The organism is Polaribacter sp. (assembly GCF_051251875.1).
Taxonomy (GTDB): Bacteria; Bacteroidota; Bacteroidia; order Flavobacteriales; family Flavobacteriaceae; genus Polaribacter.
Genome location: NZ_JBPOGL010000005.1, coordinates 52,947 through 70,167, shown reverse-complemented (window position 1 = coordinate 70,167; position 17,221 = coordinate 52,947). Strand labels below are relative to the sequence as shown.

Here is a 17,221-nt window from a genome sequence, read left to right as displayed (position 1 = left end):
ATTTACCCCTTTAACTTTACTTAAAATTAACAATAATTAACCATTCTGTTGTTTTCTTAACATATTATTAAGATATTTGGCCTAATTAATTCAAATTATATAAACATGAAAACAAAATTTAAAGGTATTCTAACGCTACTCTTAGCGTTTGTTGTGCAAATTTCGTTTGCACAAGAAAAAACAGTTTCGGGAACTGTTTCAGACACTTCAGGTACATTACCTGGCGTAAGTGTAATTATCAAAGGTTCTAACAAAGGAACACAAACTGATTTTGATGGTAATTACAAAATCAGTACATCACCAGGAGACATTTTAAGTTTTAGTTATGTTGGTTACAAAACTATTACAAAAACAGTGGGTAGTTCTAACACCATTAATGTTGCAATGGTAGAAGACAACAACGTTTTAGATGAAATAGTTGTTACGGCTTTGGGTATTTCTAGAGATAAAAAATCTTTAGGATATGCAACTCAGAAAGTTGGTGGAGAAGAATTAACTACAAACAAAAGTGGTAATTTTGTAAATGCACTTTCTGGAAAAGCAGCTGGTGTACAAATTAAAAAGAACAACAACTTAGGTGGTTCTACTAATGTTGTAATTAGAGGTAACGCTTCTTTAACAGGAAGTAACCAAGCGTTATTTGTAATTGACGGTGTACCAATTAATAACACAAACACAAATTCTGCTAATCAAGCACAAGCAAGTGGTGGTTATTATGATTATGGTAACGCAGCATCAGATATTAATCCTGATGATATAGAATCTGTAAACGTACTTAAAGGTGCAGCAGCTTCTGCATTATATGGTTCTAGAGCAGCAAATGGTGTAATAATGATTACCACTAAAAAAGGTAAAAATGCAAAAGGAATTGGTGTAACCATTAGTACGGGTATGACAGTTGGTAAAATTGACAAGAGTACTTTTGCTAAATACCAAACACAATATGGTGCTGGTTACGGGGCATATTATGATGGCCCAGGTGGTTTCTGGTACGAAGAAGACATTACAGGAGATGGAATTAATGACAGAACTGTTGTATATACAGAAGACGGATCTTACGGAGCTCCTTTTGATGGTAGTTTAGTGTATCAATGGGATTCTTTTGACCCAGATTCTCCAAACTATAAAAAAGCAACCCCTTGGGTAAATGCAGCAAACGGTCCTATTACATTTTTTGAAACACCAATTACATTAACAAATTCTATTTCTTTGGATAAAAGTATGGAAAATGGTTCTTTCAGAATAAACTATACACAATTTGATCAATCTGGCTTAATGCCAAATAGTGAAATTAAAAAACATAATTTCTCTTTCAGTGGAAACACTAAATTAAGTGAAAAACTTACAGTATCTAGTTTAGCTAATTATATTAAGACTTCAGGAAAAGGACGTAATTCAACAGGTTATGGAGACAACATTGTAGGTATGTTTAAGCAATGGTGGCAAACTAATGTTGATTTGCAACAACAAAAAGACATTTACTTTTCTACGGGAAGAAATGTAACATGGAACCCATCAACATCTGATGCTGGATCTGCTCCAATATTTTGGGATAATCCTTATTGGACACGTTACGAAAACTATCAAAATGATTCTAGAAATCGTTTTATTGGTAATGTATCTTTAACCTATGAAGTAAAAGATTGGTTAAGCATTACTGGTAGAGTTGCTACAGATACCTATTCTGAATTACAAGAAGAAAGAAGAGCAAACGGAAGTGTTGCAAGTAGTTTTGGTGTAAGTAGAGGAAATGTTGATTCTGGTTATGGAAGAAAAAATATCCAAAACACAGAAACAAACTATGACTTTATGGCTAATTTTAATACAGACTTAAGCGATAAAGTAAATTTAAAAGGTATTTTAGGAACAAATATTAGAAGAAATAATTTAAATATTATTCATATATCTACTGCCGGTGGTTTAAGTGTACCTAAACTATATTCTATTCAGAACAGTGTAAATGCATTGCCTTTACCAGATGAAAGAGCTGAAAAAATTGGAGTAGACGGTGTTTACATTAGTGCTTCTTTAGGATATGACAATATGTTATTTTTAGACGCTACTTACAGAAGAGACCACTCTTCTACTTTACCTGCTGATCATAGTACTTTTGGTTACCCATCTGTATCTGGAAGTTTCTTGTTTTCTAAATTAATAGAAAAAGATTGGATTTCTTTTGGTAAAGTAAGAGCTAACTACGCAGAAGTAGGTAACAGTGCTCCTTTTGATTTCTTATATGATAGTTTTGTAGTAAATACTCCTATTGGAAGCGCAAGCACATCTGTTGGTAATGTTAAGAAAAATCCAAATTTAAAACCAGAAACTACTAAAAGTATGGAACTTGGTTTAGAGATGAAATTCTTAGGCAATAGACTTGGTTTTGATGTTGCATATTATAAAAACAATTCAGTAGATCAAATTTTTGGAGTTCCTGTTTCTAGAGCAACAGGTTTTACTTCTAAAATATTAAATGCTGGAGAAATTGAAAACAAAGGTGTTGAGCTTTCTGCTTATGGTAGCCCAATTAAAACAGAAGACTTTACTTGGAACATGAATGTTAACTGGTCTAGAAACAGAAATACTGTAGTATCTTTAGTAGATGGTATTGAAAACCTACAATTAGGTTCTTTTCAAGGTGGTGTTACTTTAAATGCACGTGTTGGAGAACCTTATGGTGTAATTCAAGGAACAGATTACACCTATATAAATGGAGAAAAAGTTGTTGATGCGTCTAACGGACAATATGTTGCAACAGGTACTTCAGACCAAGTAATTGGAGACATTAATCCTGAATGGAATATGGGTATTTCTAACAGTTTTAGATATAAAAATATTTCTTTAAACTTTTTATTAGACATACAAAAAGGTGGTAGTATCTTTTCTTTAGATCAATACTATGGTCTTGCAACAGGATTATATGCTGAAACAGCATTTATAAACGACCTTGGTAACCCAGTAAGAAACTCTATCGCAGATGGTGGTGGTTTCATTAATCCTGGTGTTAATGCAGACGGATCTGTAAATACATCACGTATTAGAGCCGATAGATTTGGTGCTTGGGGATATAGAAGAGGGTTGCCAAATGCAGCTTTTGTTTATGATGCTAGTTATGTAAAATTAAGAGAATTATCTATTACCTATAACTTCACTAAAAACGTTCTTGATAGAACATTTTTAAATGACGCTTCTATTAGTTTTACAGGATCTAATTTATGGATTATTCATAAAAACACACCACATGAAGACCCAGAAGGAGGTTTAGGATCTGGTAACTTACAAGGATACTCAGTTGGTTCTTTACCAACAACAAGAGATTTCGGTTTAAATGTTAAACTTCAATTTTAAAAAATGAAAAACATGAAAAAAATATTAATATTAATCGCGGCTGTAGTAATTACATCGTGCTCTAACAACTTAGAGAATCTTAATCAGAACATTAAAGATCCTTCTGCTGTTCCAGGAGAAAGTTTATTTACTGGAGCACAGAAAAATTTAGTTGACCAAATGGTTGATTTAAATGTAAACAATAATAACACCAAACTTTGGGCGCAATTTTTACAGGAAACTACTTATACAGATGAAAGTAACTATGACCAAGTAGGACGTAATATTCCTGGTACACATTGGAGTGTTTTATACAAAGATGTATTAAAAGATTTAGATGAAGCAGGTACAGTAATTGCCGCTACAACCTACCCTTTAGCATCTGATGCTGTAGTAGTACCAAACAAACTTCAAGTAATTGAAATTTTAAAAGTATATACGTACAGTATTTTAGTTGAAACTTTTGGAGATGTACCTTATACAGAGGCTTTAGACATAGACAACCTATTACCAAAATATGATGATGGACTTACTGTATATAAAGACTTAATATCTAGATTAACAGCAGCTATTAACGCATTAGACACTACAAAAGGTAGTTTTGGCACGGCTGATAATATTTATGGTGGTGATGTAACAAGTTGGAAAAAATTTGCTGCTTCTTTAAAATTAAGAATGGGTATCTTATTATCTGATGTAGACAACGCTTTTGCTAAAAGCACTGTAGAATCTGCAGTTTCTGCTGGGGTTTTTACCAGTAATGCAGACAATGCCAACTTTAAATATTTATCTGCAGACCCTAACACACATCCTGTACATGCAAACTTAGTTTTAAGTGGAAGACATGATTTTGTTGCTGCAGAAACTATTGTTGATATGATGAATACTTTAAATGACCCTAGAAGAGCTTTATATTTTTTAGAAGTATCAGGTGGTGGTTATGTAGGTGGTGGAATTGGAGCAACTTCTAATTACTCATCACATTCTCATGTTGCAGCACAAGTTGAAGCAGCTGAAGCACCAGGTGTTATTTTAGATTATGCCGAAGTTGAATTTTTACTATCAGAAGCGCGTGCTAGAACCTTTGCTGTTGGAGGAACTGCAAAAAGCCATTATGATGCTGGTATTACAGCCTCAATAGAAAATTGGGGAGGAACTGCAGCAGATGCTACAACTTACTTAGCAATGCCTTCTGTAGATTACACAACCTTATCTGGAACTAAAACATGGAAAGAGATTATTGGAAATCAGAAATGGTTAGCATTATATAACAGAGGTTTTGAAGCTTGGACATCTATAAGATTATTAGATTTCCCTGTAATGAAAACTCCTGCGGATGCTTTATCTGGATATCCAAATAAATATACATATCCTGTAGTTGAACAAACATTAAATGGAGCAAATTATGCTTCTGCAGCTTCCGCAATTGGAACTGACACTGCAGAACAAAAATTGTTCTGGGATAAGAACTAAACTAATATAACTTAGTAATACTTATTATGTAAGGAGGCGCAATTAAAAATTGCGCCTCCTTTATGTTTTATATAAATTATGAATACGATACCTTAGAAATAACAACATAAATATATCTACACATTTAAAACAACTATTTTGCAACAGATTATATACAATTGTAAACACATCAGTACATAAACTAATTCTGAAACTAAAAAAACATCACAATTTATTTACAAAATTTTAACATAAAAAGCTCTTAATTTAATCATCAACACCAATTAACCTTTACAAAAATTGAACAAAAAAGACAATAAAGTATCTTTTTCAACCATATTCACCTCTAAATCAACCGGTAAAATTCAACAATAATTCCCAAAAACAAATCCAAAATAAGTATTTAAAATGCATCAAAATAAGATTCGTAAAATCACTAAAAAATAGGATAAATTTTCAAAATTTTTTACTAAAAAATCCCATAAAATATGATTACGAATAACACAACAATATAGCAATATCATTAAATATTTAATTACAAAAAAAGGTTAAATAGAAAAAAAACTCCACCCAATTCAATAATTTTATAAAAAAAATTAAAATATCGCAAAAAATATTTTCGAATAATTCAAGGCGAATATCAAAAAAAAAAGAGGCTTAAAAATCACAGGAATACCTAGTAAAGAACACACTAAATAAGAAACCCTTTATAAAAAAAAGTAACCTTTTTTCTTAAATATTAAAACACTACTTTTATTATTGAAATTTTAAAAAAACTATTTATGTTAAAAAATTGTTTTATTAAGATATATTTAAGACTTTTGAAGTTAATTAATTCAAATAATTATACAATGAAGACAAAGTTTAATGGAATTTTAACGCTATTGCTAGCGTTGGTCGTGCAAATTTCGTTTGCACAAGACAAGACTATTTCCGGTACTGTTTCTGATGAATCAGGACCATTACCTGGAGTTAGTGTATTAATCAAAGGTACTACAAAAGGTACAGAAACAGATTTTGATGGTAAGTACACCATTAAAGCTAAGTCTGGTGCCGTTTTAGTCTTTAGATATCTGGGTTATAAAACCGCAGAAAAAAATGTAGGAGGATCCAATACCATTAATATTACCATGGTAGAAGGCGGAACACAACTAGAAGAAGTTGTGGTTATTGGTTATACCAATAAAAAAAGAGGAGAACTTTCTTCAGCTGTATCTTCTGTTACATCTGCACAACTAGAAAAGCAAACAAATTCAGTTAGTATCGATAATGCTTTACAAGGAGTTGCAACAGGTGTTCAAGTAACAGCTCAGAATGGTAAACCTGGTAATGCAGCGTTTGTTAGAATTAGAGGTATTGGTTCTATTAACGCAGGTAGTGAGCCACTTTACCTTTTAGACGGTATTCAGGTAGATGAAGACCAAATTATTGGTATAAACCCTTCGGATATTGCAAGAATGGATGTTCTTAAAGATGCTGCAAGTACAGCTATCTATGGAGCAAGAGGTGCAAATGGAGTTGTTGTTATCACAACTAAAAAAGGTAAAAAAGGTAAAAAAGCGCAAATTAGAATTCAGTCTAGATTAGGTATTGCTTCAGAAGCTAAAAGAAATTTTAGAGTGATGAATGCTAAGGAAAAACTAGACTATGAGAGAGCTATTGGTGTTGGTACTGGTTCTACAATTTTATTACAAAGTGAATGGGATCGTTTAATTTCTCAAGAACATGATTGGAATGACGATTTATTAAAAGATGCACATATTAGCTCTTATAACTTATCTGTTCAAGGTGGTGATGAAAAATTAACATATTTTATGTCTATTGCCAATGACTCTAATACTGGTATTATAGAATTAATAGAAAGTGCTTTTACAAGAACTTCTGCTAGATTAAATGTTGGGTATGATGCTACAAGTTGGTTAAATTTAAGTACAAATTTAGCCTTTTCTACTTCTAATGATCAAGATCCAAGAGATAGAAATAATATTCAAAACCCTGTTAACGGTCGTTTTACATTTAATCCTTATGAGCCTGTATATTTAACAGATGCTAACGGAGATCGTATACCTAACCTTAGAGGTTTAGATACTTTTAACCCTACACATCAAGGACTTAGTTCATTAGCACAAGTTAGAGCTAATGAAGATAATGATACAGACAATAGATTCTTTGGTACATTTAATGCTAACATTAAATTTTCTGATAATTTCTCTTATCAATTTGGATCTAACGTAAGTTACTTCAACAGAACTGCTAGAGGTATATTACATGCTGGTTCTGCTTTAGACTTAATTTTTAATGGAACTCCTACAGGAGAAACAAGTATTTTTAATTCTAATACTTTTCAGTATTCTCTTTTAAATAAATTAAACTTTAATAAAACGTTTAATGAAAGACATGCAGTTAATGCCACCGTATTTATGGAGTACCTAGATTGGTACAATGAAAACAATACAACAGGTGCTCAAGGATATGTTGTAAACGGACCAACTACTGTAGGGGCAGGTGCTACACCAGCTATTTCAAGAATTGCTGGTGCTAATAGCAGAAGAACATTGTTTTCTGTTGCAGCTAGTGCAGATTATATTTTAGATGACAAATATATTTTAAATGCTACTGTAAGACGAGATGGATCTTCTAGATTTGGTACTAACTCAAAGTATGGTACATTTTGGGGAGCAAGTGCTGCTTGGAATATAAGTAAAGAAGATTTCTTTAGCGGAATCTCAGACACTGTAGATAATTTGAAATTAAGAGTTAATGCAGGGACTTCTGGTAATGACCAGATTGGTACAAACCCTTCTATTACAACTTATGGCTTTAACTCTTATAATGGTAATACTGCCTCTAACCCTTCTAACTTTGGTGATCCAAATTTAGGTTGGGAACAAAGTTTTACTTATGGTGCTGGTATAGAATTTGGGCTATTTAATAGTAGAATTACGGGTGTAGTAGATTACTATAAGAAAAATACTACAGATTTATTATTACAAGTTCCTATTAGTTCTATTCAAGGAGGAGGTTCAATCTTCAAGAATATTGGAGAGGTAGAAAACTCTGGTTGGGAATTTGAATTAAGAGGTGATATTATAAGAAATGAAAACTTTAGATGGAATGCTGGTGTAACATTCAGTACTTATGACAGTAAAGTTCTTAAATTAGCTAATGACGATGATTTATTTGTTGATTATGCTAATTATACTACATTAAGAGTTGGTGAAGAAGTACATTCTTTTTACTTATCTAGATATGTAGGTGTTAATCCCGCAAACGGACAAGCGTTATTTTTAGATGAGAATGATAATGTAACTACAACTAATACAGACAACGTATTATTAAGTGGTAAAACTCCATTTGCTCAATTTGATGGTGGTTTTAATACAAGTGTTTCTTATAAAGGATTTGACATAACTGCAGACTTTTACTTTAAAGGCGGAAATTATATTTATAATGTCGTAGAACAACAATTACTTTCTGATGGTACCGGTGCAAACAGCAACCAAAGAGTAGATGCTTTTAATTATTGGAAAAACCCAGGAGACACAAATGTTTTACCTAATCCTGTAACAAATGGTTACAACGGGGCAGTAAACTTAAATAACAGAACTATTTCTAACGGAACAAGTACAAGATATTTACAAAGAGGTGATTATTTAAGATTAAGAAACCTACAAATAGGTTATAGTTTACCATCAAATTATTTAGAAAATAGTCCTTTTTCACACATTAGAATGTATGCTTCAGGTACTAATTTATGGACCTATGTACCATACTACAAAGGAGATCCAGAAGTAGGTATCGGTTCTGCGGAATCAAACCCAGGAAATACTACAAGAGACCAAATACCTGGAGAATATAGTTTAAATAGTTACCCTACTTTAAAAACTATTTCTTTTGGGATAGACCTTAAATTTTAAAAAAACAACAAAAATGAAAAAATATATTATAACACTATTAGTTTTAGTTGTCGCAATAACTTCTTGTGATAACAGACTTGATACTTTTCCTACATCAACAGTAGCTACAGAAGAAGCTTTTAAAGGTGAAGGAGATTTTACAAACGCCTTAAATGGTGCTTATGAATCTATGCTAATTTATAGACCTGGTGGCGGAACCGCTCCTACTGTTGATTACTATGGCGGTGTTACACAGGGTTTAGAAGTATTATCTGATAATTTAATTATTAGTAGAGATGGTAGATTTAGCCAACAAGCAAGGTATGATTGGAATTATGATCAAAATTCTGGGTATTTCTTTTCTAGAGCAGCTTATGCAACTATTAGAAATGCTAATGCTATTTTAGGTAGTATAGATAATTTAGAAGCTGGTACTTTTAAAAATAATGTTATGGGTGAAGCTTTAACTTTAAGAGCTTTAGCACATTTTGATGTTATTAAGTATTATGGAGAAATTCCAACACAAAATGCAGGTTCTAATGGAACTTTAGCAATGCCTTATATTGAAATAGCAGACATTAATGATTTACCTTCAAGAGATTTAACAATTGGAGAATTTTATCAGAAAATAGTAGACGATTTAACAACTGCTGCTAGTATTATTGGTTCTACAACAGCAAATGGCACCTATAGAACTAATGCAGATGCTGCAAATGGTATTTTAGCCAATGTTTATTTACACATGGGTAATATGCCTGCTGCTGTAACTGCTGCAAATAAAGTAACAACACCTGTTGTTTCAAGAACAAGTTTTACAGGTATTTGGAATGATTCTGATAGATCTGGTATTTTATTTGGATTAAGAAATGATGATGCTACAGAAGTAACTTTAGGTGTACCATATAGCCAAACTGCAGGAGGAATTAAAGATGAATATGTACCAGATTTTGCTTTTTATTCTTTATACGCTTCTAATGATATTAGAAAAACTGCTTATTTTGTAACAAGCCCATTTAGTGGTGAAAATTATAACCACATTATAAAATGGTACTCTAGTGTAAGTACTACTCAATTAGGTGTTGTAGATGCAAAAATTATAAGAGCATCTGAAGTAATGTTAATTAAAGCAGAAGCTTTAGCAGCACAAAACCTAGATGGTTCAGCTTTAACAGCTTTAGACGCAGTTAGGTCTCAAAGATATAGTGGTTTTACTTCTGGTGGAGAAACAGGACAAGCGTTAAAAGATGCTATTCAGTTAGAAAGAAGATTAGAATTAGCTTTTGAAGGTGTTAGATTTACCGATTTAAAAAGATTTGGTATGGCTATTACAAGATCTAATTTTGGTTATTTAGCAGATGGTAGTGGTGAACCTGCAGATGAATTAACTTTACCAGCTGGAGACTATAGATTTAACCTTCCAATTAGTGTTAATGAGTTAAATTTAAATCCAAATATGTCGCCAACAGCAGGTTATATTAAATAATAATTTAAAATTTTAAAAAATGAAAAAAATATTAACGATAATTACAGCCATAGTATTGTTTATGTCTTGTGATGAAAATAAAGAAACAATAGATTCTTTATCTTTTCCTGATGATGCATTTATAACATTTAGTGGATCTACAGCTTCTGTAGGAGAAGCTAGTACTGCACCGGTTACTTTAACTGTATTGTATGCAAATAGTTCTGCAAGTCAAGAAGATGTAACTATAGATTTTACAACATCTTCTACAAATGGAACAGAAGGTACAGACTATACAATTGTAAACAATAAAAGTTCTTTTACGTTTTCGCCAGCAAATGGTGTGTACTCAGATACTGTACAGATTATGCCAATTGACAACGTTACTTTAGGAACAGAAAATGTTGTAATAACATTTACTTTAGGATCATCTACATACACAACTGGTTATCCAGGACCTGATGGAATTGGGAAATCTGTAGAAGTTACCATTTTAGATGACGATTGCGCAAAAGAAGAAGCCTTAAGACCTTACCAAGGTACTTGGACAGGTGATGACAATTGTGGTGGCTATACTGGCATTACAATAACTACAGAATTACCTTGTGGTACTGGTCTTTGGATTAGAGGTGTAGGTTATAGCTGGTTACAGGACCCAACGTATTGGGATGAAATTATAATTGAAGAACACCCTGTATTTATTTCTATAGATGCAACAGCTGGTACTGTTTCAATTTCTTCTCAGTTATATGTTACAACAACATGGAACGGAAATGTACAACCTACCTATAACCTTGTTGGTGCAGGTACAATTGATACAAGCGGAGCAAAACCTGTTATACATTTAGAGTATGACTTGGTACAACCTGCAGGATCAGGAAGTATGGTTGCAACAGGAGGTACTACATGTGGATCTGCTTTTGTTACAGATTTTACTTTAGATTAATTTATACAAATTTATATTATGAAAAAAATAAACAAATTAATACTATTATGTGTCGCTAGTATATTTATGTACTCATGTGACACCACTAATGAATCTAGCTATGAGCCTGCAGTTTATGTTGCTCCAGCAACATTTAGCATCTCTGCACCTGCAGCAACAGTAGCAGATAACGACTTTGTTGTTACTTACGCTCCTTCTGCAAAAGGAAAAGGATATTACATGGTAGTTCCTTCAGGAACTGCTGCACCTACATCTACTGAAGTACATAGTGGTGGTGGTATGCAAAGTGGTAGTTTTAGTGTAGACGGTTCTACACCCGTAAGCATTACTGTAGATGAAGCTATTTATGGTGCATATACTTATGACGTATACGCAATTCATAAAAGTGAAGATAACTTTATTTCTGAAACTGTTACTAAATTATCAGTAACTACACCAGATACAGCTGCACCTACTTTTGATAGAGATAATACAACTCCTGCACATAATGTACAGCCAGGTACAAACAGCCCTTTTACAACTATTAATTTAGCATTTAGTGAGCCTGTATTTTACCAAGGTGGAGATGTTACTTTTACAGGATTCTTTGGTTCAAGAGCAATTACAGTAAATGGTGCTTCAAATTTCACACAAAGTGGAACTACAATTTCTATTGCAACTCATGGTACCTTTTCACCAGATGATGCTATTTTAGTAGGATGGGCAGATGGAACTTTTAAAGATAAATCTGGTAAAAACGTAGCTGCTTTAACAGGAATTGGTTATTACTTTTGGACAAGAACTTTTACTATTGCAGAAAAAGCAAAATTAATGCCAGGAATGTATGACTACTCTACAGTTTTTTATGGAGGGTTATCTGCTTTTTATTCAGGTTTATTTACTGATTTCCCAGGAGTTTTCTTGCCAGAGACCGGTACTTTTGAAATAACAGCTGATACAGACGATGCAACTGGTCATACTTTAAAAGGAGTCAATTTATTTAGTGGTTTTATTCCTTTAGGATTAACAGATGAGCCAGAAACACTACCAATTGTAATTCATCCTACAGATGCAGATGTATTAGATTTAATGCCTAATGTACCTTCTGTAATTACAGCAGGTCAAGCAACGTACTGGAGCCATTATGGTGGTGAATTCTTTGGTATACCATTTACAAACCCAGGATTTTATGATTTTGAGGCAGGAACAATTACTCATTGGGTAACATTGTATGGTGTAGATGGTAGTAGTATTGATGATATTGATTATATATACACAAGAATAGATACTTATGCAAAAGGTGGTACATCTAACATGGATGAAGCACGTAACAAATCTGCAGAACTTAAAGCTAAAAAACAACCTGTTCGTAGCTATAAAGGAACATACGGTTATTAATTAGTAAATTAATTATTATAATTTAACCACCTCTTTACGAGGTGGTTTTTTTATGCCCTTTATTTAACATACATTTGCAAAATGACAACAGAGACTACAACTATTTTTGGTATTAGAGCTATTATTGAGGCTATTGAAAGTGGATCTACTTTAAACAAAGTGTATCTACAAAAAGGACTTAGAGGAGAATTGTTTTACGAACTTAATAAGTTAATAAAAACACACAACCTAACTACAAGTATGGTTCCAGTTGAAAAATTAGACAGATTGTCTAAAAATAGCAATCATCAAGGTGCTGTTGCTCAAATTTCGCCAGTAGAATTTCATGATTTAGAAGCATTAATTGAAAAAACTATAGAAAGCGGGAAAACGCCTTTGTTCTTACTTTTAGATCAATTATCTGATGTCCGTAATTTTGGTGCAATTATAAGAACCGCAGAATGTACTGGTGTAAATGGAATCATTATTCAAAAAAATGGTAGTGCTCCTGTAAATGCAGAAACCATTAAAACCTCTGCTGGTGCCGCTTTTAAAATTCCAATTTGTAAAGTAGATCACATAAAAGACGCTTTGTTTATTTTACAAGCAGCAGAAATAAAAACAGTTGCTGCAACTGAAAAAACTGAAGATTCTGTTTATGACATCAACTTAAACCAACCTATTGCAATTGTAATGGGATCTGAACATAGAGGTGTTAATCCTTCTATTTTAAAAATGGTAGATTATAAAGCTAAACTGCCGTTGTTAGGTGAAATAGCTTCTTTAAATGTATCGGTTGCTTGTGGAGCATTCTTATATGAAACAGTTAGACAAAGATTGGTAGGTAATAGTTAGTAATTAATGGTATGAAGTTTAAATAATTTTATAATTCATTTTCTATCTCATCTTCTTTCTTTGGAGGAGAAAAGTTACCATTTTCATCAAATAATAAATCAAATTCTGTTTCTGTAAACTGATGTTCTATTTTAGTAATGCCTTTATTTCTATAGAGTACAGCGAAAATAAGTCCTACTAAAAAACCAGACAAATGTCCTTCCCAAGACATTCCTTCTTTAATTGGTAAAACATACCAAATCATACCGCCATATAGAAAAATAACCGTCAAAGAAAGCGCTATTAATCTGTAATGTTTTTTAATAATACCACTAAAGAAAACAAAACTAAAAAGTAAATAAACTATTCCGCTTGCGCCAATATGATAAGATTCTCTAGCAATAATCCACGTTAAAAACCCTGCAAAAAAACCACCTAAAAACAATACTTTGTACGCAACATCTTTATAAAAATAAAAAAGACTACTTAATAACACAAATAAAGGAACCGAATTATTAAAAAGATGACTGACGTTGCTATGTATAAAATGTGTAAAAAAAACGCCCCTAAAACCCACTAAAGTTCTAGGAAAAACTCCATATTTATTAAAATTAAAATCACATGTTATTTCAATAAGATAAAGAACCCAAATGGCAACAATATACACCATTGGTACTAGAAAAGTTGTGGTAGAAAAACCAAGTTTTTTATCTGCATTCATATACATAAAAATAACAAAAATCTAACCATTATCATTTTTTACAACTTCTGTCAGAAATCTTTATTATTTTTACTTTATGAATGAACCTTTGGCAGAAAGAATCCGTCCTAAAACAATTGAAGATTATATTAGTCAGCAACATTTGGTGGGCAAACAAGGTGTATTAACCAACTTGATAAAGAAAGGAATAATACCTTCATTAATTTTATGGGGACCTCCTGGAATTGGAAAAACTACTTTAGCAAATATTATTGCGACCGAATCTAACAGACCTTTTTATACGTTAAGCGCTATAAGTTCTGGTGTTAAAGATGTGAGAGAAATTATAGAAAAATCAAAAAAAAGTGGCGGTTTATTTACCGCTAAAAACCCCATTTTATTTATTGATGAAATACATAGGTTTAGCAAATCTCAACAAGATTCGTTATTAGGTGCTGTAGAAAAAGGTTGGGTTACTTTAATTGGTGCTACTACAGAAAACCCAAGTTTTGAAGTAATTCCCGCCCTACTCTCTCGTTGTCAGGTTTATATTTTAAATTCTTTTGATAAAAACGACTTAATTGCTTTGTTACACAGAGCAATGGAAAAGGACGCACTTTTATCAACCAAAAAAATAACATTAAAAGAAACTGAAGCTTTACTTCAAGTTTCTGGCGGTGATGCAAGAAAATTGTTAAATATATTTGAATTATTAGTTGTAGCAGATGATGAAATTGAAATAACGAATGCATTAGTTTTAGAGAAAATTCAGAAAAATACAGTGAGATATGATAAAACAGGTGAACAACATTACGATATTGTTTCCGCCTTTATCAAATCCATCCGCGGTAGCGACCCAAATGCAGCCGTATATTATTTGGCTAGAATGATTGAAGGTGGAGAAGATGTGAAGTTTATTGCCAGAAGAATGTTAATTTTAGCTTCAGAAGATATAGGAAATGCGAACCCAACGGCCTTAATTTTAGCCACCAACACTTTTCATGCAGTGTCTGTAATTGGCAACCCAGAATCTCGAATAATTTTAAGTCAATGTGCTATTTACTTGGCGAATTCTACCAAAAGCAATGCCTCTTATATGGCAATTAATGAAGCGTTAAGTTTTGTAAAACAAACGGGAGATTTATCTGTACCCTTGCACTTAAGAAATGCACCAACAAAACTAATGAAAGATTTAAACTATGGTCTTAATTACAAATATTCTCATAATTATCCTTCAAATTTTGTAAGACAAGAATTTTTACCTGAAGAAATTTCTGGCACAAAATTTTATGAGCCCGGAGAGAATGCAAGGGAACATCAATTTAGAGAAATTCTAAAAAACCGTTGGAAAGATAAATATGGTTATTAAAAAAAATTACTAAAAAGTAAACGCATACATCATTTACTTTTCAATAATCAACAAAAAATTAAAACTTTATAATATACTGTTTTTCTACCAATGTATTTCCTTCATAGTACTGCGCCGTCCACTCTGATCCATTTTTATAAAGAGTACCATTTTTGTCCTTTATAATAAATACATCTTTATTCTTCGTTTTTAAAATTTGAAAAATTACCGCAGGAGTTGTATCTATCAATTGAAAACCATGATCTGTAGCTTGCGCATATAAAATATTACTAGCAACTTTTACATCTGAAGAAATACCTTTTTTTACCGTAGTTTCTTTTGTAACAATAGGTGTTTTTTTAACAGGAATTTCTTTGTTCTCTACCACCTTTTTCTTAATTGGTTTCACTTTTTCAGTTACTTTTTCTAATGAGTTATTTACCTCAACATTTTCACTTGGTTGGAAATCTAACGTAAATTCTTCTAAAGTTTCATGCGCTCTTCTAATAGCTTCTTGATATCCTTTTTTATATTCTTTTTGTTTACTTTTTCCTACTTCTGTAGTGTACACAACATTTTCAAAACAATCTTTAAACTCTATATAGCTTTTTATGGTAAACATATTAGAATCATCAACAACAGTTGCCATTAATGCCAAACATCTATTTTTAAACAACTCCGTAGGAAGTTTTTCATTACTTAAAAACACCTCAAAACCATTTTTCTTTAATAAAAATTTGGTTAATGAACTTGTTTGATATTCATCTGAACTTTTTAAGTATTCAAATTTATCTGCAACAATTACATAATTATAATTGTTTAATTTTTCTATCTGACTGAAAGTTGATAACGTTGCTAAAAAAATAAACGTTATTGCTATATTTTTTATCATTTTTATTTAAATATTAAATTAACACCAAGTTGTGGTGATATACTATTTGCTGTTGCAATATCGTTAAATTGCACGATATTATCAATCATTCCGTATAAATTAATTTTTTTAAAATTGCATAGAAACACCTGCAACATTAGTATAATTAGAACAATTAGTAATAGAGAAACTTCAAAACTTAAAAAGTATAAAGCTAGTACTAAAAAAAATTGAACACACACATCTTAACTCATTAGTAACTGTTTAACGCAATCTTACTTAAAGATATTGCTTTAACTCTACCAGAGATTGCACAGAAATAAAATCTTGAGTTGTACTAAAAGTCTCCTGCTCAAAATTACAATGAATGGCTTTCATACCAATATTTAAAGCTCCTTGTACATCTGCTTCTATATTATCACCAATCATAATAGAATGCTCTTTTTTAGCTTTCGCTTTTTCTAAAGCGTACTCAAAAACTTTTGAATTTGGTTTTTTTACACCCACAGAATCTGAGGTTATAATGGCATCAAAATAATGATAGATTTTAGAATTTACCATTTTCTTACTTTGCACTTCTTCAAAACCGTTGGTAATAATATGTAATTTGTATTTCCCTTTTAAGTAATCTAAAATATCAAAAGTACCTTCAAAAAGATGATTAAAGTCTGGAAGAAACTCAATGTAATCAATGGCCATTTTATCAATTAAATCATCTGAAATAGTATAATTTACAGCATCAAAAGTTCTTTTTAACCTACCATATCTTAATTCTCTTTTGGTTACTTTTTCTTCTCTGTATAATTTCCAATATTCTAGATTTAAAGGTTTGTAAACACTTAAAAAATCATTTATATCTACTAAAATATTATTAGTTACAAATACTTTTTGAAACGCAAGTTCAGAATTTTTTTCAAAATCCCATAAGGTATGATCTAAATCGAAAAAGACGTGTTGTAAATTCATTTGATAAATGTAAAACTAATACCTAAAATAAACTCTTATAAGTTGTTATATTTGTGTAAATAAAAA

11 protein-coding genes are annotated in these 17,221 nt (G+C 31.7%); 8 read left to right on the top strand and 3 right to left on the bottom strand.

Translation table 11 applies throughout. The features are described 5' to 3' along the window. The first annotated feature begins 105 nt into the window (after positions 1–105). From ACSHW5_RS03880 to rlmB, 7 genes are all read left to right on the top strand, one after another. The gene (locus ACSHW5_RS03880; protein ID WP_435674802.1) at positions 106–3,345 is read left to right on the top strand and encodes a SusC/RagA family TonB-linked outer membrane protein; all 3,240 of its coding nucleotides are present in this window, start codon (positions 106–108) and stop codon (positions 3,343–3,345) included. 12 nt (positions 3,346–3,357) lie between these two features. Then, a complete protein-coding gene (locus ACSHW5_RS03875) occupies positions 3,358–4,797 on the top strand; it encodes a SusD/RagB family nutrient-binding outer membrane lipoprotein (protein ID WP_435674801.1) in 1,440 nt (479 codons plus the stop codon). Between the two features lie 830 nt (positions 4,798–5,627). Then, on the top strand, positions 5,628–8,693 hold the full coding sequence (locus ACSHW5_RS03870; protein WP_435674800.1) for a SusC/RagA family TonB-linked outer membrane protein: 3,066 nt from the start codon (positions 5,628–5,630) through the stop codon (positions 8,691–8,693). A 13-nt stretch (positions 8,694–8,706) separates the two neighbouring features. Further along, positions 8,707–10,155 carry a RagB/SusD family nutrient uptake outer membrane protein gene (locus tag ACSHW5_RS03865; protein WP_435674799.1) on the top strand — a complete coding sequence of 483 codons (1,449 nt, stop codon included), beginning with the start codon at positions 8,707–8,709 and terminating at the stop codon, positions 10,153–10,155. Between the two features lie 19 nt (positions 10,156–10,174). After that, on the top strand, positions 10,175–11,080 hold the full coding sequence (locus ACSHW5_RS03860; RefSeq protein WP_435674798.1) for a hypothetical protein: 906 nt from the start codon (positions 10,175–10,177) through the stop codon (positions 11,078–11,080). A gap of 18 nt (positions 11,081–11,098) precedes the next feature. Beyond that, positions 11,099–12,457 (top strand): hypothetical protein, encoded by a 1,359-nt coding sequence (locus tag ACSHW5_RS03855; protein WP_435674797.1) that lies wholly within the window; start codon positions 11,099–11,101, stop codon positions 12,455–12,457. 81 nt (positions 12,458–12,538) lie between these two features. Further along, positions 12,539–13,291 (top strand): 23S rRNA (guanosine(2251)-2'-O)-methyltransferase RlmB, encoded by a 753-nt coding sequence (gene rlmB, locus ACSHW5_RS03850; protein ID WP_435674796.1) that lies wholly within the window; start codon positions 12,539–12,541, stop codon positions 13,289–13,291. Between the two features lie 28 nt (positions 13,292–13,319). Here the strand turns inward: rlmB and ACSHW5_RS03845 are convergent, their stop codons facing one another. After that, positions 13,320–13,991 (bottom strand): rhomboid family intramembrane serine protease, encoded by a 672-nt coding sequence (locus ACSHW5_RS03845; protein WP_435674795.1) that lies wholly within the window; start codon positions 13,989–13,991, stop codon positions 13,320–13,322. 76 nt (positions 13,992–14,067) lie between these two features. On the opposite strand from ACSHW5_RS03845, the gene ACSHW5_RS03840 reads away from it, so the two are divergent. Further along, a complete protein-coding gene (locus ACSHW5_RS03840) occupies positions 14,068–15,339 on the top strand; it encodes a replication-associated recombination protein A (protein ID WP_435674794.1) in 1,272 nt (423 codons plus the stop codon). Between the two features lie 58 nt (positions 15,340–15,397). On the opposite strand, the gene ACSHW5_RS03835 is transcribed toward ACSHW5_RS03840, so the two are convergent. Then, on the bottom strand, positions 15,398–16,210 hold the full coding sequence (locus ACSHW5_RS03835) for a hypothetical protein (RefSeq protein ID WP_435674793.1): 813 nt from the start codon (positions 16,208–16,210) through the stop codon (positions 15,398–15,400). 258 nt (positions 16,211–16,468) lie between these two features. Further along, entirely contained in the window at positions 16,469–17,155 is a 687-nt protein-coding gene (locus ACSHW5_RS03830; RefSeq protein ID WP_435674792.1) for a YjjG family noncanonical pyrimidine nucleotidase, read from the bottom strand. Positions 17,156–17,221 lie beyond the last annotated feature (66 nt).

Excerpts from the sequence above, each read along its gene's own strand:
- ACSHW5_RS03880 (WP_435674802.1), top strand. The coding sequence starts at position 106 with ATGAAAACAAAATTTAAAGGTATTCTAACGCTACTCTTAGCGTTTGTT.
- ACSHW5_RS03875 (WP_435674801.1), top strand. The coding sequence starts at position 3,358 with ATGAAAAAAATATTAATATTAATCGCGGCTGTAGTAATTACATCGTGC.
- ACSHW5_RS03870 (WP_435674800.1), top strand. The coding sequence starts at position 5,628 with ATGAAGACAAAGTTTAATGGAATTTTAACGCTATTGCTAGCGTTGGTC.
- ACSHW5_RS03865 (WP_435674799.1), top strand. The coding sequence starts at position 8,707 with ATGAAAAAATATATTATAACACTATTAGTTTTAGTTGTCGCAATAACT.
- ACSHW5_RS03860 (WP_435674798.1), top strand. The coding sequence starts at position 10,175 with ATGAAAAAAATATTAACGATAATTACAGCCATAGTATTGTTTATGTCT.
- ACSHW5_RS03855 (WP_435674797.1), top strand. The coding sequence starts at position 11,099 with ATGAAAAAAATAAACAAATTAATACTATTATGTGTCGCTAGTATATTT.
- rlmB (WP_435674796.1), top strand. The coding sequence starts at position 12,539 with ATGACAACAGAGACTACAACTATTTTTGGTATTAGAGCTATTATTGAG.
- ACSHW5_RS03845 (WP_435674795.1), bottom strand. The coding sequence starts at position 13,991 with ATGAATGCAGATAAAAAACTTGGTTTTTCTACCACAACTTTTCTAGTA.
- ACSHW5_RS03840 (WP_435674794.1), top strand. The coding sequence starts at position 14,068 with ATGAATGAACCTTTGGCAGAAAGAATCCGTCCTAAAACAATTGAAGAT.
- ACSHW5_RS03835 (WP_435674793.1), bottom strand. The coding sequence starts at position 16,210 with ATGATAAAAAATATAGCAATAACGTTTATTTTTTTAGCAACGTTATCA.
- ACSHW5_RS03830 (WP_435674792.1), bottom strand. The coding sequence starts at position 17,155 with ATGAATTTACAACACGTCTTTTTCGATTTAGATCATACCTTATGGGAT.